Raw genomic sequence first — 24489 nt, 5'->3', positions numbered from 1 at the left:
GTGCTCTCCGCTGCAATCTTTGCTTCGCAAAGGATTTACGCTACGATCCCTTGCGCTTCTTTGTGGAGCCGGAAAAAATACATTTCTACAAAGGTTTTGATCACAAGAGTGATGATGGAACCAAAATGAGTAAAAAGTTTTGTTTGGTGCAGTGAAAATATAGAATCAATCTAAAGATTTCAAATCAATTTTTTACTTTTCTTTCTCAGTTTCCATCAGTAACCATTGAGTAATTTACGAATCTGTTTTGCGGGAACAAGAAAGATGAACCAATCAGAAACCAAAAGAATGTTTTTTAATATTTTGCGAACATGGATATTGATTTTATTTTTTGGATGTAACGGGATCCAGACTTCCTTTAATTCCAAAGTAGAAATTGATTTTTTGAAACAACCGTTACAGGAAAGTAGAGTTCTAACAAAACTAGATATCCAAAATTTGCCATCTCCGGTCCAAAATTATCTTTTGTATACGGGGGTAGTTGGGAAACCACAAGTTCAAAATATGCGAATCGTATTTGATGAATTGATGTACCAAAGTCCGAATACAAAACCTATGGATGCTTCCTCCGAACAATATAATTTTTTTAATCATCCTTCTCGTTATTTTTTTATGAAAGCAAGTAAGATGGGTGTTCCTTTTCGTGTTTTACATTCCTATTCGGAAGAAAAGGCGATTATGATTGTTCGAGTCGCTTCCCTATTTAATGCCGTTGATTTGGAGGGAGAAAATCTCTCCGAAACAGAAACTGTTACCGTGTTAAACGATCTTTGTTTGTTTGCACCAGGTGCCTTAATCCATAAAAATATTCGTTGGGCACCCGTGGACAAATTATCTGCCAAGGTGATATTTAAAAATGGTAAATACCAAGTATCTGCAATGTTATATTTTAATGAATTGGGAGAACTGATCAAGTTTGTATCGGAGGATCGATCTGCTTTACAGGATGATGGTAGTTTGCGTAAGGCACGTTGGACAACTCCTGTTCGTGATTATAAAGAGTTTAATGGAATTAAATTACCTACTTACGGAGAAGCCATTTGGAATTATCCGGAAGGAGATTATATTTACGGAAAATTTTTCTTAAAGACGGTGGAATACAATCTAAAAGGGTTAATTTAAAGTGGAAGTGATACTGTAAAAGTAGTTTTTCCTGGATTCGAATTTACTTCAATATGTCCGTTATGTTTTAGTATCACTCTACGAACAATATCCAGGCCAAGGCCACTTCCTTCTCCTAGTTCTTTTGTGGTAAAAAAAGGCTCAAATATTCTTTCTTTGATATCATCTGGAATTCCGCATCCATTGTCTTCGATGGTAACTTCCACCAAAGGATTGTGATTGATGGGAGAGGTTTTTTCTCTCACATGGACAATTAGTTTGCCTTTGTAGTTCATTGCTTGGATTGCATTAAAAACTAAATTTGTCCAAACTTGGATAAGATCATCAGGATAACAATAGATAGGAGATAGATTCTCGGGATAATCTCTGGTTACAGTAATTCCCGTTTTGATTTGATTGTTATAAAGAGTCAGAACGGTTTCAATATTGGAAATTAAATCAGCTTTTACTTTGGCACCTAGTTTATCGAAATGTGCAAAGTTTTTTAGTGCATATAAAATTTTAGAAACTCGTTGGATGGATTCAAGTGTTGAATTTAAATATTGGGCAGCTTGGATATAATCAAGTCCGTAATTGAATAGTTCTAAAAAGTCATCTTCATTTGCAAGATATTCGATTTTATGAAAAGAATCTTGGATTCCTAAATCGATAACCTCTTCTGCAATGACTTCAGAATGTTTACAACCGAGTTCATTTAGATGAATGACTAAAGCTCTTTTTTGTTTTCTGGATATGGAGCCGTGGATGTGGTTCTTTGTATTAAAAGAAGATAGGAGCCAGTCGAAATATGTATTTCTAATTTCTGGAGATTTTTGATTTAGAAAATGAATGACTTGGTTTTGCCTTTCTATCTGGTCTTTGATTTTATTTAAAATCAATTCACTAGATGCTTTGATGGCACCTAAAGGATTGTTCACTTCGTGTGCAATTCCAGCAATCAACTGGCCTAAAGAAGCCATTTTTTCGTTTAGGATTAGTTGTGATTGTGTAAGTCTTAATTCTTCTAAGGCTTTTTCTAATTCAATTTTCTGTGTTATGATTCGATCGTTTCTTTCTTGGATATCATTTAATGCATGTTTAATGGAGTTTGCTTCATGGATTGATGTTAAATCAATAAAAGATAATAGGTATCTACCATCACCTAAGTCTTTTCTGTTGATTTGTAAAGGAATCGAAACCCCATCTCTTTTGTGCCCATCAGCAGAAAAACTTTTTTCTTTGGAGGATAATCCCATCCAAAGTGGATCTCCAATCAAACTAGAAATTGTAATATCTTCAAATTTTTCATAACCAAATAATTTTTGAAAAGCAAGATTGGCATCTAAGATTTTATCTTCTTCTGTGATGACAATGGCCTCACTTGCAAAATTATAAAAGTTTCGAAATCTTTTTTCTTTAGTCTCAATTGTTTTGAGAAATTCTACTCGTGCGGAAACATTTTCTAATACACCGACAAGGCGGCCAGGTTCCGAAAAGTTTTTTGATAAAAAAGCACCTCTTTCTTCGATAGGTGCAAAAGTTCCGTCTTTTCTTCGAATTCGATAGTAGGCCCTATAAGGAGTTCTCGTTGCAATAGATTCCTGTAAAGCCTGAACTGTATGCAGACGATCCTCCTCATGAAGCAGGTTTTCCCAACCATGGATATCGAATAAGTTAAATTCTTCTTTTTCGTAACCTAATACAGATTTAATGGCTCCATCCCAAATGATTTTCCCGGTGGTTACATCATAATCATAAATAACTAGTCCAGTTTGGTCAGCCACTTTGTGAAATCGATATTCATTGTCTAAAAGTTCGAGTCTCTTTTTTCTTGAATCATCTATATTTTCTATACTGCCTATGATTTTGAATATTTGATTGGAGTCGGTGATTACTTTTCCTTGGATGCGAACCCAAAATTTGGTTTTAACCATCATCTCTAATTCTAAATCAAAGGGTTCAAAATTTATCTCTGCTTCTTTGATCGCATTAGCTATGATTTGTTGGTCAGCCGGAACAAAAAAATCGATTAACTTTTGTTTGGTTGGTTTGTAATATTTGGGATCAGTGCATAACAAGAAGTATAAATCGGGTGTCCAAAACATTTGATCTGTTGTGGCTGTCCATTCCCAAACACCGGATTTTGACGTACGGCGAATTTCTTCACTAAGATCATTTTGTTTTTTAAGATTAAATTCAATATTTTTGATACTGGTGATATCTTGACCAATTCCCAATACTTCGGTAGGAACTCCCTCGGCGTTAAAAGAAAAGTTTGTCTCCCAAACACGAAGCCAATGAATATTCCCGTTTTTGTGAAAAACTCGGAAGTCGATTTCATAAATATCTGTGTTTTTTTCCACAAACATTCGTTTCGCATGTTCTTCGATTCGTGGAACATCATCCGGATACAAAATATTTTTGATCAAAAAATCCAAAGTTAGAATAGAATCAACTTTATAACCCAGTTGTGTTTCTAATGTATTGTTCAAATAAAGAAACTCGTCTGTCGCCATGGATTGGATATAGATGATCCCAGGTAGAGTCTGCGTTACTTTGGATAAAAGTTTTTCTTTCTGCTCTAATTTTTTTTGTAATTGAATTACTTGGTCTTTTTTTTGGATCACCGCTCTTGCGAAAGCACCGCCGTTAGCAGTTGTATAATTGTACAATCGAACTTCACAAAAAACTTCCTCTCCTTTATGGTTAAGGTGAACCCAGTCGAAACGAATGTTTTCTTTTTTAAAACCTTCGTCAATATAATGTCTGGCGAGAGATTCCGACAATTGCCCGTTAGGTTGGTATTTGGGGCTAATGTCCATCACCGAGAGTTTTGTGAATTCTTCTTTGGTGAATCCGAGTGTTGCTGTTAGTTTGGCGTTACAATCTGTGAATAATCGACTTTGGATGTCAAAAACAACAATGGCTTCTTCATCTTGGTCAAAAAAGGTTTTGTAGGTATTTTGTTCTTTTTCTTCGAGGATTTTTTCCAATTCGGCAATTTTCTGGATGGCCTCTTCTAAACTAATACCTTCGTAAGTTTTCATAAGATTCTTGGATTTTTTAATTCTTGACAGTGTTTAGAATGGTTCAAGACAAAACGGAGAGAAGCGAAAGAAAAAAGAATATGATTGGAGTTTTATTTTAATTCTCAGACCAAACGAAAGTTAAGAAATTTCGGATCCCAAGGTTAGGGGTTCTACTATCCTAAAAAACTACCAAAACAAACCTTTCGATTTTTTTTGTGAGATTTTTTGTGCAGCATTCACGAGCCCGACATGACTATAGGTTTGGGGAAAATTTCCCCATTGTCCCCCTGAATTTGATTCCAAGTCTTCACTAAACAATCCAACATGATTTGAGTGCGTACAAACATATTCGAATAATTCAGAAGCCTCATCGACACGGTCCATACACGCCAGTGCTTCTATGTACCAAAATGTACATACCAAAAATGTTGTTTCCGGTTTGCCAAAATCATCTTGATGAAGATACCGATACATAAATCCATTTTTAGATTTCAGCGAACTTTCAATAGCCTGTATATGCGATTTTGCCCTGTCAGTTTTTGGATCTAAATATCCGAGAGTGATGAGTTGGAGTAAACTTGCGTCTAAATCTTTTTTACCTTGTGCTTGCGTATAACAACCGAGCTCTTCATCGAAACAAGCCTCTATATTATTTTTTGCTTTTTCCATTAATTGTTCAGTTTTGTTTAGGATTTCATTCTGATCTAGTTTGATTGCAATTTCTTTTGCAGCTTTAGCTCCTACCCAGTGAAATAAAAACGTATAACAATGTTTTTGCGAAAAATTCCGAAATTCCCAGAGTCCTGCATCCGGTTCATCCATGGTTAATTCAATTTGTTCTAAAATTGTTTTTACTAATTTTAGATTATGAAATCTATTTTTTTCAGGGATCCTTTCATCTAAATATAAGGGGAGTAAGGATAATAAAATTTGTCCGTAAGCATCGTTTTGTTTGTGTGTGTAAGCGGAGTTCCCAACTCGAACTGGTCCATTTTTTAAATAACCATCTAATTCTAAAATTTTTTCTTCGAGTAAGTTTTCTCCAAATATACTATATAACGGTTGGAACCTTCCATCCTCTGTAGGTGTTAGATTGCTAATGTATTGTGAATACCTTTCCAATTCTTCAAATTGACCTAGATTTGTGAGTGCTAATAATGTATAAAAACCATCACGTAACCAGCAGTAACGATAATCCCAATTGCGACCTGACTTTGGTGCTTCCGGCAAACTTGTGGTGGACGCAGCAATGATTGCTCCTGTTTCTTGAAACTGATGGAGTTTTAAACAAAGTGCAGAACGAATTTGTTGTTTTTGTGCAAAATTCGGAATCGTACAGTGTTTGACCCAGTTTTGCCAGTAGTTTTTGGTTTTTATGAATTCTGATTCAATCCATTCATTTAGAATGATTTCCTCTGGAGCTGATTCAAATAGACCAAGGTATAATGTTTGGTTTAATTGGAAAAAGTTTTCTTTGATAATTTGGTTTACCGAAACATTTGCTAACAAATTTATTTTGAATTCAGATGATTCATATTGAATTAGATTTGAAACAACTTTTGGTCGTAAAATTTCGTTCCCATAAGAATAAGTAGGATTAATTAAAATTTTAATTTTTATATTACCATCTATCGGAACGATTTTCCTGTAGAGATTTCTTTTGTAGTGTAACACACCATTTTTGTAATATCTCGGTGCAAAATCAATAACTGCGAATGAACCTGTTTCTGTAACTATATCCGTACGAAGTATATTTGTATTTTCTAAATAAGATTGTGAACTTGAAATTATCTTAGATTGAGGGATGAGTGAAAATGATCCGCATCTCTCATCAAGTAAATTTCCAAATATTGGAGAACTATCAAAATTAGGCCAACACAACCAAACTATATCAGCTTTGGTATTAATATGTGCAATGTAACTTCCGTTACCAATAATGCCAAGATTGTACTTATGTTGTTCCATTATTGTTCCTTTTTAAATGGGAAATTAGATTTTGAATCCAGATATGTACTTCTTCAGGGTTTTTGAATCTATATTTTGCAATGGTTTCTGATTTTCCAATTTTAACGGTGATCGCAGAATCTGGTAACTCTCTAAACATATCTTCATCAGTTGTGTCATCTCCAAACACATATAAACTCAAATCAGATTGTGGAACAATTTTTGAGGCAGCTTTTCCTTTGCCAGTTCCATATTCACGCACCTCTATGATTTTATTTCCTCGTTGAACAAAAAATCCACTGTTAGAAGAGATTTGAGATAATTCATCTAACATCTCTCTTGCGGCGTTGAGCCCAATGTCTAGATCGGCGTTTCTAAAATGCCAAACTAAGGAAAATTCTTTTTCTTCTGTGAAAGATCCGGGAACTCTTTTGGTGAATTCATTTAAATGGTTTTTGATTTGTGATTTCCAGTCTACATTAGAAGTAAATAACGAATTCCATTTTGATCCGTAAGGTGGTTTATGCCATGCCCCATGTTCCGCTACGAGATGAACAGGTAATGTTTGGAACGTTTTTTCTAGAAACGATTTATCTCTGCCGCTGATGATAGCGATTGATAAATTTGGGATCTTTAACATTTCCGTAAAAGCATTCAGTAGCTCCTGACTCGGAATCGCCAAATGTGGTAATGGTTCGAAAGGAACCAATGTCCCATCGTAATCAAAAATGATAAAAACTGGTTTGTCTTTTGTTGGTAACAAAAATTCAGAATTTGGTGATACTGATTTTGTTTGGAATGCTAAATTCTTTTTAGAGGTATCTTCTGTATCTGAAAAAATTCTTTTTGCCCAATCGTTGACTGTGTTCTCGGAAAGGCGATTGATCATTACTTTATTTCGAAATTGAATTTCTTTTTCGTCCATTTCGATTGCTTCTTTAATCGAGTTTGCCATTCCAGATAAATCATTCGGGTTTACTAAAATAGCTTCTGGTAGTTCCGCTGATGCTCCGGCCATTTCGCTTAAGACCAACATCCCGTTTGTTTGCGAAACCAAAAATTCTTTTGCTACTAAGTTCATTCCATCTCGATAGGGAGTCACGAGCATAACTTGGGTGTTTCTATACAAGGGAACCAATTCCTCGAATGGGAAACCTTTGTATTGGTATAAAATGGGAGTCCAGTCTAGTGTTCCAAAACTTCCATTAATCGATCCTACTTTTTCATCAATGGCTCTTTTCATGGATTGATAACTAGATACATCGGTTCTTGATGGAACAAGTACTAAAACTAACTTACATTTTTTGATCCATAGAGGATTTTGTTTTAAGAATAGTTCAAAAGCATTCAGCCTTTGCAATACACCTTTGGTGTAGTCCAGTCGATCTACGGAAAGAATTTGTTTGAGATCTTTATGGTTTTTATTGAAGGTTGATGCTATATTCCTACATTCTTTAGATTTTGCATAGACTGAAAATTGTTCTACATTGATCCCCATCGGGAAAGCACCTGTTTTTGTTATGTGATTTTGATGGTAAATGATCCCTCTTTCGTTTTCGATTCCTAAACATCGTAGTAAAGTTCTTAAAAAATATTGTGTATAACTTTGCGTGTGAAAACCGATTAAATCTGCTCCCAAAACTCCAGTTAAGATTTTGGTTCTGAACCTCTCGGGTAACAAACGGAAAATTTCGAATGTAGGGAAGGGAATATGTAGAAAAAAAGAAATTAAAATATTTGGATATAGGTTTCTTAAAAAACCAGGTAATAAAAACAAATGGTAGTCATGTACCCAAACCCAATCTCCTGGTTGGTAAACTTTGGCCACTGATTTTGCAAATTCGTTATTAGCTTCTTCGTAGGAATCAAAAGTGGCATCTAAATATTCGCAGTGTGCAGTGAAGTAATGAAATAAGGGCCAAAGAGTTTTGTTGCAGAATCCATTGTAAAAAGAATCAGCTAACTTTTGTTTTAAGAATACGGGAACGGTGCCATGTTCCTTTTCCATGACTTCCGCATAGGTTGATTGTTCTTTTTCTGGTATGGACTTGCCAGGCCACCCAACCCATATAATTTCGTTTCCTTGTGACTTCCAGTCTGATAAAAAACTTGAGAGCCCAGTGGCTAAACCGCCTACGTTAGGTGTTCCATCCCATTGGACTGGTAACCTGTTGGATACAAGTATCAATCTCATACTACTATGAAAACATGTAGAAAGATCATTGCAAGGGATTTATGAGAAAAAAATCCTCTACTTGTTTGTAAGTTCTATAAATGATAAAATTTTTTTTGATTTATGTTTTCATTTCAGAAGATATCTAAACTGATTAGACTCTTTGTAATACAGTTTTGCTTTTATTTTTTCTCAGTACTGTTATCATCCTTTGATAAGAATCTATCCATTCAATTTGAAACCCAATTCTTTCTTTTTTGATGCGAGAGATTTTGGTTTTAGAAATTCTCGAAACTCAGATTCTTTTGTTTTCCAATCACCGAGCATCCAAGAATAAAAATTACCTAAATGGTTTGCATAGTGTTCTCACGTTCATTCGTTGAGTTCTTTCAATGTTTCCAATGCCCATAATTTCTTTGTGTAAAAAATCATTCGATCAAAGTTGTCTTTTTCTTTATGGATGGCATCTTTTGATTCTTTTGTTTTCATAAGAATGGATAGATCTTCTTTAAATTTTTTGTGACAAAGCTTTTGACCTTCGCCGTTAGTTCTTTCCAGACAATCGTTTTTACTCTTACAAACAGAATCCAAACCAGAGTTATCGATGGGGCAGATGCTATAAATGGATTGGTCAGGTTTTTTACGACAATAACAACCGAAATAGATTTGATTGGTTGTGGTTTCTGTTTTTGTTAAAAAGGAAGAAGAAAAATCGGATGGGTTTAGATTTTTCTTTTGGTTTGTGTTGCTTCGGAATCGAATCTCTCCCAAGTAATTAGGATCTGTCACACATTCATAAGGGAATTCTAAACAGTAATCAATTAGTCTTTCATTAGGCATATTGACTATTTCTGATTTGGGTTTAGGATCCCAAACTTTAGGAAGTTGAAAGGATTCTTTATGATATCTAGGATCGGTTTTTCTTTCCACTTCTCTTTGTTCGTATCTTTTTTGCGAAAGTAGATCTGCATCCATCAAACGATATTCACGAACCACCATCATGGGAAGGTCTGAAGGAGTTTTGATTGTTTCTGTTTGTAATTTCTTGTTTAATTTTTGTTTTGATTTTTCATCCAGATAGAGTAGATACCCTGTGACATGGTATTTGTCGCAATCGTATTTGCTGAAAAGTGGTATAAAGGAAAACATCCATATGTAGTCAGGTGAATGGTAAATTCTTAGATCTTCAATCGCATCAAATGGTTCTTTCCATAAGTTGGAAATTCTAAATTCTCCATCTTCCCAAATTTGGATCAGTGAGTATTGAATATATTCGTTTTTTGGGAAAAAGAGTCCAGGGGAGCAAATAGTTCCAATGAATGGTAGGCGTTTGTTTGTTTGGTAATCTTTTTTCTCAAAAGTGATTTGTCTATAGGATCTGTGGTTTGTACAGCCGACAGAAAAACAAATAAACAGAATTAATAATATTCGATGCATATAAAACCAGAAGATTCGTAAACTGATACAATTGTGTTCTCATCAATTAAATCAAAAGTTTTGACTAAATCAGTATCTGTTGTTTCACAGATTCTTTTTTTCTTTAGTTTGGGATCTAAATTTTGAGTTTTGTCTGGAACAACTGTGCCTAGTTTGACAATGTTCCCTCTAAAATTCGCAATCGTTTCAAAGTTACCTGTTTTTTCGTCATAGTAAACTCGTTTGTTATTTCCGGCGGAACTCATATTGCCAAGACCATGAAAACTAGGGCCTGCAATACAGTTTTGAAAGCAAAACAGAAATAAGGTGATGATCCATTTCATTTGGGTCTAAATATCAAAGATTACAAAAACGAATCAATCATATTTTTATAATTGAAACGTTCGATTTTTAAAAATAACATTAGTTCAATGATTCGGAATAGAATTAGATTTTGTCCAAAGTCGCAAAACATATTTACTTTTTGGTTTATAGTAATTCATTAAAGTGATATCGATAACATTTGTTTGCCTAATGCTATAGGAATTTTTGTATCCTATAAGTCTCCTTTTGTGGTGATACATTTTATGAACAATCGTTGATTTGATATTGCCTTGGTTAGGTTTAAAATAGAAAATGATGAGAACTTTGCGGTTGATTTTTCTTGAAATAGATTTTCTTGAACTATATTAAAGAATTGATTCTGTTTTACTTGAAAGTAAATTTCATCGAAAAATGAAAAATAAATTTATTAAAACTTCTGCCATTGTTTTCTTTCTGATTTTAGTAAATTCTTTGTTCGTGGAAAGGTATTTGGTCCGAATGCCCGTGTATGAAATTGAATCAAATAAAATACCAAAAAGTTTCGATGGATACCGAATTGCTGTTTTGTCGGATTTGCATTATGGTTTTTTAGTTCCTGAATTCTGGATTGCAAATACTCTAAACAAGATCAATGAACAAAATCCAGATTTAATTGTAGGCATTGGCGACTATGTTAAAAAAAGAAATTTTGATCAAGAATTGATCAATGTCTGGAAATTGCTTGGAATTTTAAAAGCAAAAGATGGTGAATTATTTGTCAATGGGAACCACGATCATTGGGCAAATCACAATTTATCTCTAAAATTATTAGAGGAAAGTGGGAAGTCGGCTCGTAATAGAATTGTATTTATAAATAAAGGTGTCGATCAAATCGCCATTGCTGGGTTAGGTGACTATTGGGAAGACCATATACCGATTGATGATGTTCTAAGAGGATCAAGTCAAAAAGATTTTAGAATAGTATTGGCTCATAACCCCGATTCTGCAAATGCTCCTCATTCTGGAAAAATTGATTTATTCATTGCGGGACATACCCATGGCGGACAGGTTAGAATCCCTTTCTTAAACAAATCTCCTGTTTTGCCGGTGCAAGATAAAAACTTCGATATTGGTATTAAGAAATCTAAATACAATGAGTTGGTGTTTATTTCGGCAGGTGTAGGGTGGTCAATCATTCCTGTTCGGTTTTATTGCCCAGTAGAAGTTCCTATCATCGTTTTGCGTTCTAAGTAGGAATTTAATTGTAGACTTTTAGGCGTTTTGTATATGATTTCGTTAGGCGCAAGGCACCAAGGTATATAAAAAAGGACAATTTATGAAACATAAATTAATCATTATTTCAATCGCTCTTACATTTGTTTCGCAACATTTGTATGCAAAAGACACTAAGACTATAGAGTTTAAAACATTCGGTATTTCAATAGAGAAACCGAATAATTGGTTTGATGTCTCTGCTGAAGATTTTTCAGAACATTTGAAAAATATCAAAACAAATGATGATGAATTTACTGATTCAATCAAGAAACATGCGACTATACCGTTTTTCGCTATAACAAAGTATAAAGAACCACATGATGATCTTAACCCTTCCATCAAAATTAATATCAAACCTGCTGGAAATTTAGATTTATCAAAACCCGATATGATTCTCAAATCTATTACTTCTGTATTGGAATCAAAGTTCTTAAATTACAAAATCATCGATGAGCCGGAAATTATAACGATTAACGGGAAAACTTGTGGTTTTGTTAGATTTTCTTATACATTAAAAATCGATGAAGAGTTATCGTTTGAAACAACTTCAGCTCTTTGGATTTTGCCACATAACAATCAGTTTTTTATGATTGGAACTGGATTCCGAACTGATGAAAAAAACGGAAAGTTTGAAGAAATAAAAAAAATAGTTAACTCTATAAAGTTATTTTAAATATAGAACCAGGCATAACACAACGGGGGAAACGTTTGTGCTTCGGCACTTGCGGCCTCGTTTGAGGTACGCAACTTCCTTATATATGTTTACCTTTTTAGGGAAAAATTATCGTTTGTATGAAGTCAGAGTTTATATCCGAAATGAACATAGAAGACCAAGTTTCATCATATACTTTGCGAGTTTTCTTTTTGGCATATTTTCTGACTCTATCATAGTTTCCGTATCTACTACATTACTTGTAATTTTTGGTCTTCATATTTTTTTTCGTAGGTTATTCTCATATGTTGCTTTAAGGAATCAATTTGCCATTTTATCAGCAACATCTGAAGAAATTGTGATTAGTCATAAAAATCTCCTTTTGCCCTTAAAGGAACTATATTTTCATTCAGACCAAATCGATTCCTTTTATTTTGATGATATCTTTTGGTATTCAACAATTGGGATCGTTATGAAAAATAAATCTCTGATAACTTTAAATTTTTCCAGAGGAATGAAAAATGACTTTGTTGCGGCGAAAACCTATTTGATCTCATTTGCTAGACAGAATCAAATAAGGGTAGTTAGTGGTCCTGATAAAATACTCAAGAACTTTGTCGTTTGTTCTGTTCCGATATACTTAATTTATAAAGTGGTTAGGTATTGTTTTGATATATATTAATATTTAGATGGCATCGGTTCTGCTGAGGCTTTTGGTTGCGAGCTGTTTTTAGAAATCTAATCTTTGCATTGTTGAGTTCTTCGATAATGAGGTGAATGAGGAAGGAATTTTTCCCGCGCCAGGGATCCGAGGGCTTGGTCTGCCGTATGGCAGACGGGAGCGTAAGCGCACCCCGGAGGAGCCCGGTCCTTTTTGGGATGGATCCCACTTTTTTGATAAGATCGGAGGCGCCCAAAACAAAAAAGGGATTTAGCCTAAATTTCCCGTTCTTTTTTGGTAGCTTAAATCCCGGGAAATTCATTTTGGAGCCTTAAATTCCTTTCCCCTTGACAATCTGCCTAAATTCCAAATCCTGACAGGGAAGCTTGACAAAGGTGCTTTTGGATGAACAAAACCCAAATCGGGAACCTACTTTTGGTGCTTTTTTTGGGACTGATGGCGGGAGCTGTGGCTGGAGTGGTCCTTGACCGACTTCTTGGCACAACGTACCTCTCTCGATTTTTGTTCGATTCACCAGTATCATTAGAGCTTTACATAATTAAAGTCGAGTTCCAGCTAACCCCTGCAAGTATCGTTGGTCTTGTAGCGTCTGGATATCTCGCATTAAAAAAGGGGTAACTATGTCAGTAATTTCCATGAAAAGTCTGCTAGAAGCAGGCGTACACTTCGGTCACCAAACACGTCGTTGGAATCCAAAAATGAGTCCTTATGTTTATACGGCTCGTAACGGAATTCATATCATCGACCTTCAAAAGACTGTTCAAAAAACAAAAGAAGCTTACGATGCTTTGAAAAAACTTACCGGTCAAGGTAAGAAAGTTCTATTTGTAGGAACTAAAAAACAAGCTCGTGGCGCGATTGAAAGAGCCGCACAAGCGTGCAGTATGTACTATGTATCTAACCGTTGGTTAGGTGGACTTTTGACAAACTGGAACACAGTGAAGAAGTCAATTGCTCGTTTGAAAAGACTTGAGCAAATGGAAGAGAACAACTCTTTCGAACAAGAAGCTAGAACTAAAAAAGAAGCACTTTCACTCAAACGTGAGTTAGAAAAACTTCGCCAAACACTTGGCGGAATTAAAGATATGGCTGTTGTGCCTGAGATTCTTTTTGTTATCGATCCTAAAAAAGAAGAAATTGCTGTGAAAGAAGCAAAAAAACTTGGTTTGAAAGTGTTCGCAGTGATTGATACAAACTGTGATCCAGAACCAATCGATTACCCAATTCCAGGTAACGATGATGCAATCCGTGCAATTTCTTTATTCCTTGATACTATGGCAAATGCTGTACTCGAAGGAACAGGTGGAGAAGTCATCCAAACTAATTTTGCTGAAGATATGGACGCAGAACAACTTGCTCTGGAATACCAAGGTGAGTATGATGAGTCTGGAAAATTCATTATGGACGATGAACTTCCTCCAGTTGCAAAAGACATCCCTGTTGATGCAGAAGCTGCTAAAAAAGCAGCGGAAACAGCAGCAGAAGTAAAACCTACTACAGAAGGATAATACTAATGGCAGTTAGCTCTGAACAAATTAAAGATCTCCGCGAACGTACAGGCGCGGGGATGATGGACTGCAAAAAAGCCCTCGAAGAAAAGGGTGGTGATATTGAAAAAGCAGTTACATACTTAAGAGAAAAAGGTTTAGCGAAAGCAGCAAAACGTGCTGGTCGTGAAACTGGTGAAGGAAAAGTCATCGCTTACATTCACGGAACAGGAAAAACAGGAGTTCTTGTCGAACTTAACTGTGAAACTGACTTCGTTGCAAACAATGAAGCGTTTGAAGCTCTTGGAAAAGAGATTGCTCTTCAAATCACTGCGATGAACCCACTTTACGTAAACGAGGAATCTATTCCTCAGTCAGAAATTGACAATGAGATGGGTGTGCAAAAAGCTCTTCTTGAAAAAGAAGGTAAAAAAGCAGACCAAATCGAAAAAATCCTTCCTGGTAAAATGAAAAAATACTTTGAAGAGATTTGTCTCATCCACCAAAAATCGATTCGTGACAACTCCAAAACCATCAATGACCTTCTCCAAGAAGCCATTGCGAAGTTTGGAGAGAACATTACTGTTGGTAGGTTCTCGAGGTTCCAAGTAGGTGGGAACTAGTCCGCGTTTCAAAAGAATTCTTATCAAACTCTCCGGCGAGGCTCTTGCCGGTGAGGGTGAACTTGGTATTGATACCAATAAAACATTTTCACTTGCCGGACAAATCAAAGAAGTTCATGACTTAGGTCTAGAAGTTGCTGTGGTTGTGGGCGGTGGAAATATGATCCGTGGCGAAACTTTAGCCAAGTCCGGAATGGACAGAGCTACTGCAGACTACATGGGAATGCTTGGCACCATTATGAATGGTCTCGCCTTACAAGATGCATGTGAAAAACAAGGGATGTTTACCCGAGTTCTTTCCGCCATCGAAATGAAATCCGTTGCAGAACCTTATATTCGTAGACGTGCCGTTCGCCATTTAGAAAAAAATCGTGTGATTATATTCGCTGGTGGAACAGGAAATCCGTATTTTACAACGGATACAACTGCATCTCTACGAGCGGTGGAAGTAGGATGTGAAGTTATTCTTAAGGCCACAAAAGTGGACGGGGTGTACACTGCGGATCCGAAAAAGGACCCAACGGCAAAACGTTACTTAGAAGTTTCTTTTATGGAGTCCATCAAACACCGCCTAAAGGTTATGGATTCAACTGCTCTTAGTCTCTGTATGGACAATAATATGCCCATCATTGTTTTTGATATCTTTAAGGCAGGAAATTTAAGAAAATTAATCGATGGGGAACCAATTGGTACATTGATCTCCAATTCAGAGGAAGTGATTCTAGATGGTAGATGAAATTATAAAATCCATGCAGTCTAAAATGGACAAAACCGTTGATGCTTTGAAAAAAGACTTCGGTACGATTCGTACGGGAAAAGCAAATCCAATGATGGTGGAAGATGTTCGAGTTGACTATTATGGAACACTCACCCCTTTAAACCAACTTGGTAAAATTGCTTGCCCAGAACCTCGTGTCATCCTCATCACTCCTTTTGAAAAAGGAATGTTGAAAGACATCGAAAAGGCAATTTTTGCAGCAAGTCTTGGACTCACTCCAAACAACGATGGGTCTAGTATCCGAATCAATATCCCTGAACTAACAGGGGAAAGACGGAAAGAACTTGCAAAAGTGGTCAAACAAAAGGCCGAAGAAAAAAAAGTTGCCATTCGTAACATCCGTCGTGATGCCAATGATGAATTAAAAAAACACCAGGCAGAAATGTCCCAAGATGAATTAAAAGGCCATCAAGACAAAATCCAAAAAATTACGGATTCTTATATTGCCAAATTGGGAGACTTAGAAAAGGAAAAAGAAAAAGAGATCACTACTCTTTAATTTTCTATGAAGTTGAATACTACGCCTGCGCACATTGCTGTCATCATGGACGGAAATGGAAGGTGGGCCGAAAGCCAGGGGAAAAAAAGAACCGAAGGCCATAGAGAAGGGGCGAACGCAATTGATCGCCTTTTGGATGTGGCCTTGGAATACAAAATTCCCAACATCTCTCTTTATGCTTTTTCCACAGAAAATTGGAAACGCCCTATTACGGAAATCCAAGCCATCTTTGGTTTGTTAGTTGAGTTTATCGAAACAAGACTCGATACCATTCACGAGAAAGGCATTCGTATCCATCACAGTGGAGCACGGAATAAACTTTCTAAAACGGTTCTCTCAAAAATTGACCATGCAATGGCGGTCACAAAAAAGAACAAAAAACTGACTGCCAACTTTTGTTTGAACTATGGTGGTCATGAAGAGATCCTCAGTAATTTTTCACGTGTGATGGCTGCACGGAAGTCCAAAAAAGAAACCTTGGACAAACCCATTAGTGCCAAAGAATTTGAAAAATATTTGTATACATCCCCTTTGCCGCCGGTAGATTTATTGATCAGAACTGCGGGAGAACAAAGGATTTCCAATTTTCTTTTGTGGCAGAGTGCTTATGCTGAAATGTATTTTACGAATACTCTTTGGCCGGACTTTGGAAGAACTTCTTTGGAAGAAGCCCTTCTTTTTTTTGATTCCCGAAAACGTAAATTTGGTGGTTTGTTATGAGTGAGACAACACTCCGTATCCTTTCTGCAATTGTATTAACATTTGTATATGTGTTTATGATCTTCCATAGTTCTTTTTACTATTTGGAGTTCTATGCCTTTGGTTGTGTAACCATCTATTTAGGTTTAAAAGAACTGTATGCATTTTGCAGAAGAGAAGATTCCAAACCATTTTTTGGAACTGGTCTGTTCTTTTCCCTTTTGATTTTTACTGTTTATTACATTCAGTTTTTAGGCCTTCAGTTTGAAGTCACTCCTCCTACTTTTGTTTTAGAATTATCTAAGATCCTTCGAGAAGGATTCCATCCGATTCCTTTTTTACTCATTGCACTTTCTCTCACGGTTTGGATTTTACAAATCCTGAAACGTCCGTTAGATGGTGCTTTGTTTTCTGCCAGTGCCACCATTCTTGGGCCAATTTATCTAGCGATTCCCATTGGGCATTTTTTACTCCTACTCGCATTCCCTTTCGGCGCTTATTATATCTTTTTAGTTTCCGTGATTACTTTTATGAGTGATGCAGGAGCCTATTTTGGTGGTCGTTGGTTTGGAAAACATCCTGCCGGACTCAAGATCTCTCCCAAAAAAACTTGGGAAGGTTATGTGACTGGAAATATCACAGCTGTTGTTGGCGTCCAAATTTTAAATTTTACTTGGGAACATTTTAGTGGTGTGAAATTGCCAATTGGAGTCATAGAATCCGTGATCGTGGCTTTTGTGGTTTCTATCATTTCTGTGATGGGAGATTTGGCTGAGTCTGCCATGAAACGAGATGCCAAAATCAAAGATTCGGGAAGTTTGATTCCTGGGCACGGTGGGGTTTTGGATTTGGCAGATGCACTCCTTTTTACCGTTCCTGTGATTTACTATTACTTCCTATTTAAGGGAATTCTCGGTTACGCGGTCTGATTCCCACTTTCGGAACGGTCTAAGAGTTACATGGTTGGAGTATCCGTATTAGGAATTTCTGGTTCTGTTGGCTCTTCGACAGTGAAGGTGCTCCGCCAATTTAAAGATTCCTTTTCTTTACGTAGTTTTTCGGTTCATTCGAACTTAGAACTTGCCAAGGCTCTCATTGAAGAATTTTCTCCTGAGGTGATTTCTATCACCGATTCGAAGTTAGAGGGTGGCCTTGGATCCAAATATGAGTCCACTAACATTCTTTATGGGGAAGATTCTTTATCGGATTTAGTGCGTCTTCCTTCTGTTTCTGTGGTTGTAACAGCTGTTGTCGGAGCGAGAGGGGTAAAACCTACCATCGCAGCCATTGAAGCTGGTAAAAAAATTGCCATAGCTAATAAAGAAACTCTAGTGACCTTTGGACCACTGATCAACCGTTTGGTGGCAAAATACAACACTTTAATGGTCCCTGTTGACTCGGAACACAATGCACTCTTTCAGCTGATTGAAAGAGAAAAAAGATCCAATATTCGTGCCATCACTCTCACGGCATCGGGGGGAAGTTTTCGCACTCTTCCTATTGAGGATTTAGAACATGTATCCGTAAAACAGGCGCTAAATCATCCGACTTGGTCGATGGGCCCAAAAATCACAGTGGATTCTGCTGGACTTATTAACAAGGGTCTCGAAGTGATCGAAGCTCATTTTTTATTTGGATTTTCTTATGACGAGATTGAAGTGGTGGTCCACCCACAATCACTCACCCACGGAATCATTGAAACTCTTGACGGCGCTTGTTTGCAATACACAAGCCATCCCGATATGATTTATCCCATTGCACATTCTTTATTTTATCCAACGCCAACACCGAAGATGCTAGTCGAGAGAAAACCCGCAACTTGGAAAACCTTGGAATTTTTTCCACCTGACCTAAGTCGTTATCCTGGACTCAAGCTGGCATTCCAAGCGGGAAGGGCAGGGGGAACGGCACCTAGCGTTTTCAATGCGGCCAATGAAGAAGCTGTTGCATTGTTTTTAGAAGAAAAAATTTCTTTTACCGCCATTCCAAAGTTAATCGAATCGGCATTGAACAAAATTCCGAATGCCTTCCCGAGTGATCTGGAAGGATATTTAGAAAAAGATCGTGAAACACGTGAATTTATCCAAAAAGAATTTCAGAGAGGGGGAGTGACTATATGATCATCATGGTACTCGGTGCTGTATTTATGTTAGCGGTTTCTATTTTTATCCATGAATTGGGGCACCTCTTATGTGGAAAGTTGGTCGGAGTAGAAGCTCGCATTTTTTCTCTTGGGTATGGAAAAGGAATTTGGAAAAAAAGAATTGGGAAAACCATCTACCAAATCACTGCCATCCCGATTGGTGGGTATGTTCTTTTTCGTGGGGATGATTATTCTAAAAATAAAAAGCCAAGACAAGGGGATTTGCTTTCCACACCACCACTTCGTCGAATGATTCCTGTTCTTGGTGGTCCATTCGCCAATTTGGTTTTAGGTTTTGTTTTGTTGTTTATATTAGAACTTTCGGGTGATAGTCCTTCTTCTAATCGAATTTTTATCGAAGATGCGAACAAAGTTTCGAGTCCGGCTTATACTGCTGGGCTTCGTACGGGAGATCAAATTGTTTCGATCAATGGGAAAAAAACAGAAAGTTTCGAAGATATATTTACCAATGTCAGTTTGACCACGGGTGATCCTGTGGAAGTTTCTTACAAACGGGAAGAGGAAGTAAAAACCGTACAAGTTGTACCAAATTTATATTCTGCCGGGGGACATCCAACGATTGGAGTGATGCCATTTGGAGAAAGAAGAGTGGTGGCTACTTTTACTTATGGGGAACAAGTCAGTCATTTTATGGCGAACTTACTCGATCGTGATGACAAATCCTCTGTATACTTTCAGGAAAAAATTGAAGAAAGAAAGGATGAAATTCCAGAAGAACTCTTAAAACAAAGAGAAATCCAGGAACGGGAAAAATCCCTTCGTAGGCGAGCTCTCTCTTTCCTAAAAGATGGAGATATGATCCTCCAAGTGGCAGGTGTGGATGTTCATACTGTGCCTGAGCTACAAACAGAACTAGGGAAACATCAGGGAAAAACAATTCCTGTAGTTGTGGAAAGAAAAACCTATCCACTCCTCACTCCTTGGGCGACTGAAACTGTTACGATTCAAATACCTGTGTTAGGTGCCAATGTATTTGAGTTTTGGGACATTAGACATCCTAAGTTTTCGGAATTAGGGATCCCTTACTTCCGGTTGGATAGTTATGATGCGGAAATTGAAAATCGCCTTTCGAACTTAAAAGTTGAAAACAAAACCTTTGAAAAAGCGGATGCCTTTTCGGAATATTTGAAACAATCTACAGGTAGAAAAGACATCTGGATTGGGAATATGAAATATTCTGCTGATGTCAATTTGAAACCGATTGGTTTACTTGGATTTCGTGCTTCGATGAAATTTGAAGCAGAAAAACTTCAAAAAGAATCTACCGTATATTCCTCATTAGTGGGTGCATCCACAAAAGTTTATGAAAATGTATCCACTACTTTAAAAGGAATAGGGATGTTGTTTTCTGGGCTTCTTTCTCCCAAAGAAAATCTATCCGGCCCTATTGGAATTGTACAAATTGCGGGAATTAGTTTGGAATATGGTTGGGTGACTTACCTGGACTTTGTTGCAAAAATTTCTTTAGCGTTAATGGTGATGAATTTACTTCCTATCCCTATGGCTGACGGCGGACATATTGTACTGTATGCTTATGAGGCCATTACAGGTAGACCACTTCCGAGAAAAGCGATCGAAGCTATCTTTCGATTGGGATTTTTCTTTCTCATTGGACTTGGGCTTTATGTTTCGTTTAATGATGTGATGCGTATTTTTTAAATTTTGTTAATTCTAATTGTATATAAATAAAAGAGAAAAGGTCGATGAAAGCTAGTTCCTATTTGATTCCTACGGCAAAAGAAGATCCGCAAGATGCAGTGGTTGCATCTCATAAACTAATGACAAGAGCAGGGCTCATTCGTAAATCTGCTGCGGGTTTGTATTCTTATTTACCACTTGGACTTAGAATTTTAAAAAAAATTGAAGGTATTGTTCGTTCTGAAATGGACCGCGCCGGTGCCTTGGAATTTCAACTTCCCATTTTAACTCCTAGTGAAATTTGGAAAGAGTCTGGTCGTTGGGATAAAATGGGGAAAGAGATGTTTCGTTTGAAAGATCGGCATGATAATGAAAGTTGTCTGGGACCGACTCATGAAGAATCTTTTTGTGTACTCGTGAAACCAATGGTTCGTTCTTACAAAGACCTACCTATCAATGTGTATCAAATCCATACAAAGTTTAGAGATGAAATTCGTCCAAGGTTTGGAGTGATTCGTTCTCGTGAATTTACAATGAAGGATGCCTATTCCTTTCATTTAGATGATGAATCTTTAGATAAAACGTATCAAACAATGCGTAAAACCTACCGTAGGATTTTTGCGGGGATGGGACTTTCTACGATCCCTGTTCAAGCGGATTCGGGAAATATGGGTGGGTCTGCCTCAGAAGAATTTATGGTGGTGTCTCCGATTGGTGAAGAAACACTTACGATTTGCCCTTCTTGCCAATATTCCGGAAATATTGAAAAAACTCCTGTGATTCGTAATCAAAGTATAACAAAACAGGCGTTTGCTGGAAGTGACAAGATCCATACTCCATCCAAAAAAACAATAGCAGAAGTTGCTGAGTTTATCAAAACGAAGGAAGAAAATCTCTTAAAAGCAGTTGCCCTCTGGGCAGACGGAACCTATGTCCTTGTTTTTTTAGAGGGTGACCGTGAACTCAACGAGAACAAACTAAAAAACCATTTGGGTTGTAATGAACTAAGACCTATGGGTCCGGCTGAAATGGAAAAACTGGGGCTTGTTCCCGGATTCATTGGTCCAGGATTTCCAAAATCGGAAAAACTCAAAGTCATCATTGATTCTCTTATCGATTTGAATTTTGGTTATATATCTGGTGCTAACGAAGTGGATCACCATACGGCAGGAATCCAAGTTTCTAAATTTTTTACAGAAGAGGAAGTCACAAGGATTGATGTATCGCAATCCAAAGTAGGAGATCCTTGTCCTAACTGTGGAACTGGTCTCACTGCAGAAAAAGGAATCGAAGTAGGCCATATTTTTAAGTTAGGTCAAAAATATTCCAAAGCTTTTGATATCACTGTTTTAAATGATAAAGGAAAAGCAACCACAACGACTATGGGTTGTTATGGGATTGGTGTAAATCGTTGTATGGCCACCGTCATCGAACAATGTAACGATGATAAAGGGATTTTTTGGCCTATATCCATTGCTCCGTTTACTGTTTGTTTGGTGAGTATCGCTAAAAATCCAGAGGATATTGCAAAAATTGAATCCATTTACAATGCTTTAGTGGCAGCAGGAATTGAAGTTCTTTGGGATGACCGGGACCTAGGGCCTGGTTTTAAATTCAAAGATTCGGAGCTCATTGGTTTTCCGATCAGACTCACTCTTGGGAAGGGATTTTTGGAAAAAGGGGAAATCACCATCCTCGACCGCAAATCAATGACGGAAGAAACCGTTTCCTTTTCAACGAATGAAGATTTGGTAAAAAAACTGCAAAATCAAATCCGGAGCCTTCACGAGACCCTTGAGAAAGCTGTCGAGCAAGTGGGAACATGAACTTCTTCAGATTTTTTCTTTAGAATCGGGAGAAGGGGTCGCAAGAATTAGGGCTTTGTGATAAAAGGAAGCCATTGGGTGGCGGGTCTAGTTCCCCACCCTTAAATCAGGGCGGGGAGACTGTACCCAAAAACCCCCACCCCCCACAAAAGAAGCAGTTTTCATATTCCCCCATCCTCTCATCTTGGGATATATGGGCAAAAACCTACCTGGATATTTTGGTGAATTCGGTGGCCGTTACTCTCCTGAGATTTTAACGGAAGCATTAGAAGAACTTGAATCCACCTATCAAAAGTTAAAGAAAAGTAAGAAGTTCAAAAAAGAACTCGAATACTATTTAAAGAACTACGTCGGAAGACCTAGTCCTCTGACTTATGCCGAACGTCTCACCAAACTATGGGGAGGTGCTCGTATCTGGCTCAAACGAGAAGATTTAAATCATACCGGCGCACATAAAATTAATAATGCTATAGGGCAGGCGCTTGTTGCACGTTATATGGGAAAAAAACGGATCATCGCAGAAACAGGAGCAGGCCAGCATGGTCTTGCAACTGCAACTGTTGGTGCGATGTTTGGAATGGAAACTGTTGTTTACATGGGCGCTGTTGACGTTGAAAGACAAAACCTCAATGCCAAAAAAATTGAGATGTTAGGTGCTAAAATTCTTCCAGTCACTGCGGGAGAAGCCACTCTCAAAGAAGCCACCAGTGAAGCTATGAGAGACTGGGCACTCAATGTATCCACAACTCATTACATTGTTGGGTCTGCCATTGGGCCACATCCTTTTCCAATGATTGTTCGTGACTTCCAATCTTTTATAGGATCAGAGGCAAGATCAGAGTTTAAAAAACGAAACAAAAAACTTCCCAATGCGATCGTTGCTTGTGTGGGCGGAGGATCTAATTCCATTGGTATGTTCCATGCATTTTTAAAAGACAAACAAGTCGCTATCTATGGAGCAGAAGCAGGAGGTCTTGGTCCAAAACCAGGAGAACATTCTGCTACTTTAACCTATGGAAAAACAGGATTTTTACATGGAACAAAAACTCTCATCATCCAAGATGAATTTGGTCAAATTGTTCCAGCACATTCTGTTTCCGCAGGACTCGATTACCCGGGTGTGGGACCGGAACATGCTTATCTTTCCCAAACGGGTAGAGTGGATTACCGAATGGTGACAGACGAACAAGCATTAGATTCTTTTTTAGAGGTCACTCGTGTGGAAGGAATCATTCCTGCCCTTGAGACAGCTCATGCTTTTCATGTGGCACGTGACGTTGCCAAAGATTTAGGAAAGAAAAAAGATTTAGTCATTTGTCTTTCTGGTCGGGGCGATAAGGACGTAACGGAAGTTTTGCGGCTTTTAGGTGAAAGAAAGTAAATGAGTAAAATAAAATCCTTATTTGAGAGTGGGCGTTTTAAATCCGCGTTTATCCCTTATTTTACCTTAGGGGATCCAAACTATAATGATTCTATCGAATTTGGGAAAACCATTTTAGACAATGGGGCAGATATTTTAGAACTTGGAATTCCTTTTTCTGACCCTGTTGCCGATGGTCCCGTCATCCAAAGGGCAGCGGCTCGTTCTTTAAAAAATCGTTTTTCTTTTGATGAAATCTTTCGGGTTACAAAAGCCATTCATGATCACAAACCTGAGACTCCTCTTGTTTACCTAACTTATTTCAATCCCATTTACCATTGTGGGATTACGAAATTTTTAGACCGAGCCAAGGAATCAGGAATTGTTGGACTTGTGATTCCTGACTTACCTTTTGATACAGAAGAAAGTGAAACTTTGTTTCGAGAACTAAAATTACGGGATATGGATCTCATCCATTTGGTCACTCCGGCTTCTGAAAAAAAGAGGATCCAAGCTCTTAGCAAAACATCTTCCGGTTTCATTTACTATGTGACTTCGTTTGGGGTGACAGGGGAAAGACGTGAGTTTTCGGTCGATTTGAAAGAAAGAATCAAATTCTTAAAGGATACTATCCAATTGCCGATTTGTGCTGGGTTTGGAATCTCCACTCCCGACCAAGCCAACCAAATTTCTCAGTATGCGGACGGAATCATCATTGGTTCTGCCATCCAACGGGTCATCGAAGAAAACGGATCGGACAAAACCAAAACCGTTACGGCATTGGCGGATTACATTTCAAAAATCAGGGCATCAATTTCCTAAATTTTTTTCCTGAATCTT

At 37.4% G+C, this 24489-nt stretch carries 21 protein-coding genes; 16 read left to right on the top strand and 5 right to left on the bottom strand.

Annotated elements, in window-relative coordinates; genetic code table 11:
• Nucleotides 1–264 precede the first annotated feature (264 nt).
• Nucleotides 265–1122 carry a DUF6544 family protein gene (locus tag EHQ70_RS07815; RefSeq protein ID WP_135585505.1) on the top strand — a complete coding sequence of 286 codons (858 nt, stop codon included), beginning with the start codon at nucleotides 265–267 and terminating at the stop codon, nucleotides 1120–1122.
• Here EHQ70_RS07815 and EHQ70_RS07810 read toward each other — a convergent pair.
• The 5 genes from EHQ70_RS07810 to EHQ70_RS07785 all read right to left on the bottom strand — a co-directional run bounded on the left by EHQ70_RS07810 (nucleotide 1119) and on the right by EHQ70_RS07785 (nucleotide 10007).
• Entirely contained in the window at nucleotides 1119–4148 is a 3030-nt protein-coding gene (locus tag EHQ70_RS07810; protein ID WP_135585160.1) for a PAS domain-containing protein, read from the bottom strand. The genes EHQ70_RS07815 and EHQ70_RS07810 overlap by 4 nt on opposite strands.
• A gap of 168 nt (nucleotides 4149–4316) precedes the next feature.
• Nucleotides 4317–6095: a glycoside hydrolase family 15 protein gene (locus EHQ70_RS07805; RefSeq protein WP_135585158.1), complete on the bottom strand. Its 1779-nt coding sequence runs from the start codon at nucleotides 6093–6095 to the stop codon at nucleotides 4317–4319.
• Nucleotides 6082–8268, bottom strand: coding sequence for a bifunctional alpha,alpha-trehalose-phosphate synthase (UDP-forming)/trehalose-phosphatase (locus EHQ70_RS07800; protein WP_135585156.1), 2187 nt, complete (start codon nucleotides 8266–8268; stop codon nucleotides 6082–6084). The genes EHQ70_RS07805 and EHQ70_RS07800 overlap by 14 nt, the downstream gene beginning before the upstream one ends.
• 351 nt (nucleotides 8269–8619) lie before the next feature.
• Nucleotides 8620–9684, bottom strand: coding sequence for a hypothetical protein (locus EHQ70_RS07790; RefSeq protein WP_135585155.1), 1065 nt, complete (start codon nucleotides 9682–9684; stop codon nucleotides 8620–8622).
• Nucleotides 9666–10007, bottom strand: a complete 342-nt coding sequence (locus EHQ70_RS07785; RefSeq protein ID WP_135585153.1) for a hypothetical protein — start codon at nucleotides 10005–10007, stop codon at nucleotides 9666–9668. The genes EHQ70_RS07790 and EHQ70_RS07785 overlap by 19 nt, the downstream gene beginning before the upstream one ends.
• Nucleotides 10008–10398: 391 nt before the next feature.
• Here EHQ70_RS07785 and EHQ70_RS07780 point away from each other — a divergent pair, with 391 nt between their 5' ends.
• From EHQ70_RS07780 to trpA, 15 genes are all read left to right on the top strand, one after another.
• Nucleotides 10399–11220: a metallophosphoesterase gene (locus EHQ70_RS07780; RefSeq protein WP_135585151.1), complete on the top strand. Its 822-nt coding sequence runs from the start codon at nucleotides 10399–10401 to the stop codon at nucleotides 11218–11220.
• An 82-nt stretch (nucleotides 11221–11302) separates the two neighbouring features.
• A complete protein-coding gene (locus tag EHQ70_RS07775) occupies nucleotides 11303–11914 on the top strand; it encodes a hypothetical protein (RefSeq protein ID WP_135585149.1) in 612 nt (203 codons plus the stop codon).
• Between the two features lie 85 nt (nucleotides 11915–11999).
• Complete coding sequence (locus tag EHQ70_RS07770; RefSeq protein WP_135585147.1) at nucleotides 12000–12575, top strand: hypothetical protein; 576 nt, start codon at nucleotides 12000–12002, stop codon at nucleotides 12573–12575.
• Nucleotides 12576–12959: 384 nt separating this feature from the next.
• Nucleotides 12960–13193 (top strand): hypothetical protein, encoded by a 234-nt coding sequence (locus EHQ70_RS07765; RefSeq protein WP_020776532.1) that lies wholly within the window; start codon nucleotides 12960–12962, stop codon nucleotides 13191–13193.
• A 2-nt stretch (nucleotides 13194–13195) separates the two neighbouring features.
• Complete coding sequence (gene rpsB, locus EHQ70_RS07760; protein WP_081581531.1) at nucleotides 13196–14083, top strand: 30S ribosomal protein S2; 888 nt, start codon at nucleotides 13196–13198, stop codon at nucleotides 14081–14083.
• A gap of 5 nt (nucleotides 14084–14088) precedes the next feature.
• The gene (tsf, locus tag EHQ70_RS07755) at nucleotides 14089–14685 is read left to right on the top strand and encodes a translation elongation factor Ts (protein ID WP_135579135.1); all 597 of its coding nucleotides are present in this window, start codon (nucleotides 14089–14091) and stop codon (nucleotides 14683–14685) included.
• Complete coding sequence (gene pyrH, locus EHQ70_RS07750; RefSeq protein WP_135585145.1) at nucleotides 14675–15421, top strand: UMP kinase; 747 nt, start codon at nucleotides 14675–14677, stop codon at nucleotides 15419–15421. Before tsf ends, pyrH begins: the two co-directional genes overlap by 11 nt.
• Nucleotides 15411–15962: a ribosome recycling factor gene (gene frr / locus EHQ70_RS07745; protein ID WP_135579131.1), complete on the top strand. Its 552-nt coding sequence runs from the start codon at nucleotides 15411–15413 to the stop codon at nucleotides 15960–15962. The genes pyrH and frr overlap by 11 nt, the downstream gene beginning before the upstream one ends.
• A gap of 6 nt (nucleotides 15963–15968) precedes the next feature.
• On the top strand, nucleotides 15969–16682 hold the full coding sequence (locus EHQ70_RS07740; RefSeq protein WP_135585143.1) for an isoprenyl transferase: 714 nt from the start codon (nucleotides 15969–15971) through the stop codon (nucleotides 16680–16682).
• Nucleotides 16679–17590 carry a phosphatidate cytidylyltransferase gene (locus EHQ70_RS07735; protein ID WP_135585141.1) on the top strand — a complete coding sequence of 304 codons (912 nt, stop codon included), beginning with the start codon at nucleotides 16679–16681 and terminating at the stop codon, nucleotides 17588–17590. Before EHQ70_RS07740 ends, EHQ70_RS07735 begins: the two co-directional genes overlap by 4 nt.
• A 30-nt stretch (nucleotides 17591–17620) precedes the next feature.
• Complete coding sequence (gene dxr / locus EHQ70_RS07730; protein ID WP_135585139.1) at nucleotides 17621–18781, top strand: 1-deoxy-D-xylulose-5-phosphate reductoisomerase; 1161 nt, start codon at nucleotides 17621–17623, stop codon at nucleotides 18779–18781.
• Complete coding sequence (locus EHQ70_RS07725) at nucleotides 18778–20484, top strand: site-2 protease family protein (protein WP_135585137.1); 1707 nt, start codon at nucleotides 18778–18780, stop codon at nucleotides 20482–20484. The genes dxr and EHQ70_RS07725 overlap by 4 nt, the downstream gene beginning before the upstream one ends.
• Before the next feature lie 44 nt (nucleotides 20485–20528).
• Complete coding sequence (locus EHQ70_RS07720) at nucleotides 20529–22289, top strand: proline--tRNA ligase (protein WP_135585135.1); 1761 nt, start codon at nucleotides 20529–20531, stop codon at nucleotides 22287–22289.
• Nucleotides 22290–22482: 193 nt separating this feature from the next.
• A complete protein-coding gene (gene trpB, locus EHQ70_RS07715) occupies nucleotides 22483–23670 on the top strand; it encodes a tryptophan synthase subunit beta (protein WP_135585133.1) in 1188 nt (395 codons plus the stop codon).
• Nucleotides 23671–24471, top strand: a complete 801-nt coding sequence (gene trpA / locus EHQ70_RS07710) for a tryptophan synthase subunit alpha (RefSeq protein ID WP_135585131.1) — start codon at nucleotides 23671–23673, stop codon at nucleotides 24469–24471.
• Nucleotides 24472–24489: the final 18 nt, after the last annotated feature.

This window comes from Leptospira congkakensis (assembly GCF_004770265.1).
GTDB lineage: Bacteria > Spirochaetota > Leptospiria > Leptospirales > Leptospiraceae > Leptospira_A > Leptospira_A congkakensis.
The sequence above is the reverse complement of the archived record's forward strand: the minus strand, read 5'-3'. Positions and strand labels throughout refer to the sequence as shown.

What these genes read in the sequence shown, in the direction of transcription:
- EHQ70_RS07780 (WP_135585151.1), top strand. Translation starts at nt 10,399, where the DNA reads ATGAAAAATAAATTTATTAAAACTTCTGCCATTGTTTTCTTTCTGATT.
- EHQ70_RS07770 (WP_135585147.1), top strand. Translation starts at nt 12,000, where the DNA reads ATGTTTACCTTTTTAGGGAAAAATTATCGTTTGTATGAAGTCAGAGTT.
- EHQ70_RS07775 (WP_135585149.1), top strand. Translation starts at nt 11,303, where the DNA reads ATGAAACATAAATTAATCATTATTTCAATCGCTCTTACATTTGTTTCG.
- EHQ70_RS07790 (WP_135585155.1), bottom strand. Translation starts at nt 9,684, where the DNA reads ATGCATCGAATATTATTAATTCTGTTTATTTGTTTTTCTGTCGGCTGT.
- EHQ70_RS07735 (WP_135585141.1), top strand. Translation starts at nt 16,679, where the DNA reads ATGAGTGAGACAACACTCCGTATCCTTTCTGCAATTGTATTAACATTT.
- tsf (WP_135579135.1), top strand. Translation starts at nt 14,089, where the DNA reads ATGGCAGTTAGCTCTGAACAAATTAAAGATCTCCGCGAACGTACAGGC.
- EHQ70_RS07800 (WP_135585156.1), bottom strand. Translation starts at nt 8,268, where the DNA reads ATGAGATTGATACTTGTATCCAACAGGTTACCAGTCCAATGGGATGGA.
- EHQ70_RS07725 (WP_135585137.1), top strand. Translation starts at nt 18,778, where the DNA reads ATGATCATCATGGTACTCGGTGCTGTATTTATGTTAGCGGTTTCTATT.
- EHQ70_RS07765 (WP_020776532.1), top strand. Translation starts at nt 12,960, where the DNA reads ATGAACAAAACCCAAATCGGGAACCTACTTTTGGTGCTTTTTTTGGGA.
- EHQ70_RS07720 (WP_135585135.1), top strand. Translation starts at nt 20,529, where the DNA reads ATGAAAGCTAGTTCCTATTTGATTCCTACGGCAAAAGAAGATCCGCAA.
- dxr (WP_135585139.1), top strand. Translation starts at nt 17,621, where the DNA reads ATGGTTGGAGTATCCGTATTAGGAATTTCTGGTTCTGTTGGCTCTTCG.
- trpB (WP_135585133.1), top strand. Translation starts at nt 22,483, where the DNA reads ATGGGCAAAAACCTACCTGGATATTTTGGTGAATTCGGTGGCCGTTAC.
- rpsB (WP_081581531.1), top strand. Translation starts at nt 13,196, where the DNA reads ATGTCAGTAATTTCCATGAAAAGTCTGCTAGAAGCAGGCGTACACTTC.
- frr (WP_135579131.1), top strand. Translation starts at nt 15,411, where the DNA reads ATGGTAGATGAAATTATAAAATCCATGCAGTCTAAAATGGACAAAACC.
- EHQ70_RS07810 (WP_135585160.1), bottom strand. Translation starts at nt 4,148, where the DNA reads ATGAAAACTTACGAAGGTATTAGTTTAGAAGAGGCCATCCAGAAAATT.
- EHQ70_RS07785 (WP_135585153.1), bottom strand. Translation starts at nt 10,007, where the DNA reads ATGAAATGGATCATCACCTTATTTCTGTTTTGCTTTCAAAACTGTATT.
- trpA (WP_135585131.1), top strand. Translation starts at nt 23,671, where the DNA reads ATGAGTAAAATAAAATCCTTATTTGAGAGTGGGCGTTTTAAATCCGCG.
- EHQ70_RS07805 (WP_135585158.1), bottom strand. Translation starts at nt 6,095, where the DNA reads ATGGAACAACATAAGTACAATCTTGGCATTATTGGTAACGGAAGTTAC.
- EHQ70_RS07740 (WP_135585143.1), top strand. Translation starts at nt 15,969, where the DNA reads ATGAAGTTGAATACTACGCCTGCGCACATTGCTGTCATCATGGACGGA.
- EHQ70_RS07815 (WP_135585505.1), top strand. Translation starts at nt 265, where the DNA reads ATGAACCAATCAGAAACCAAAAGAATGTTTTTTAATATTTTGCGAACA.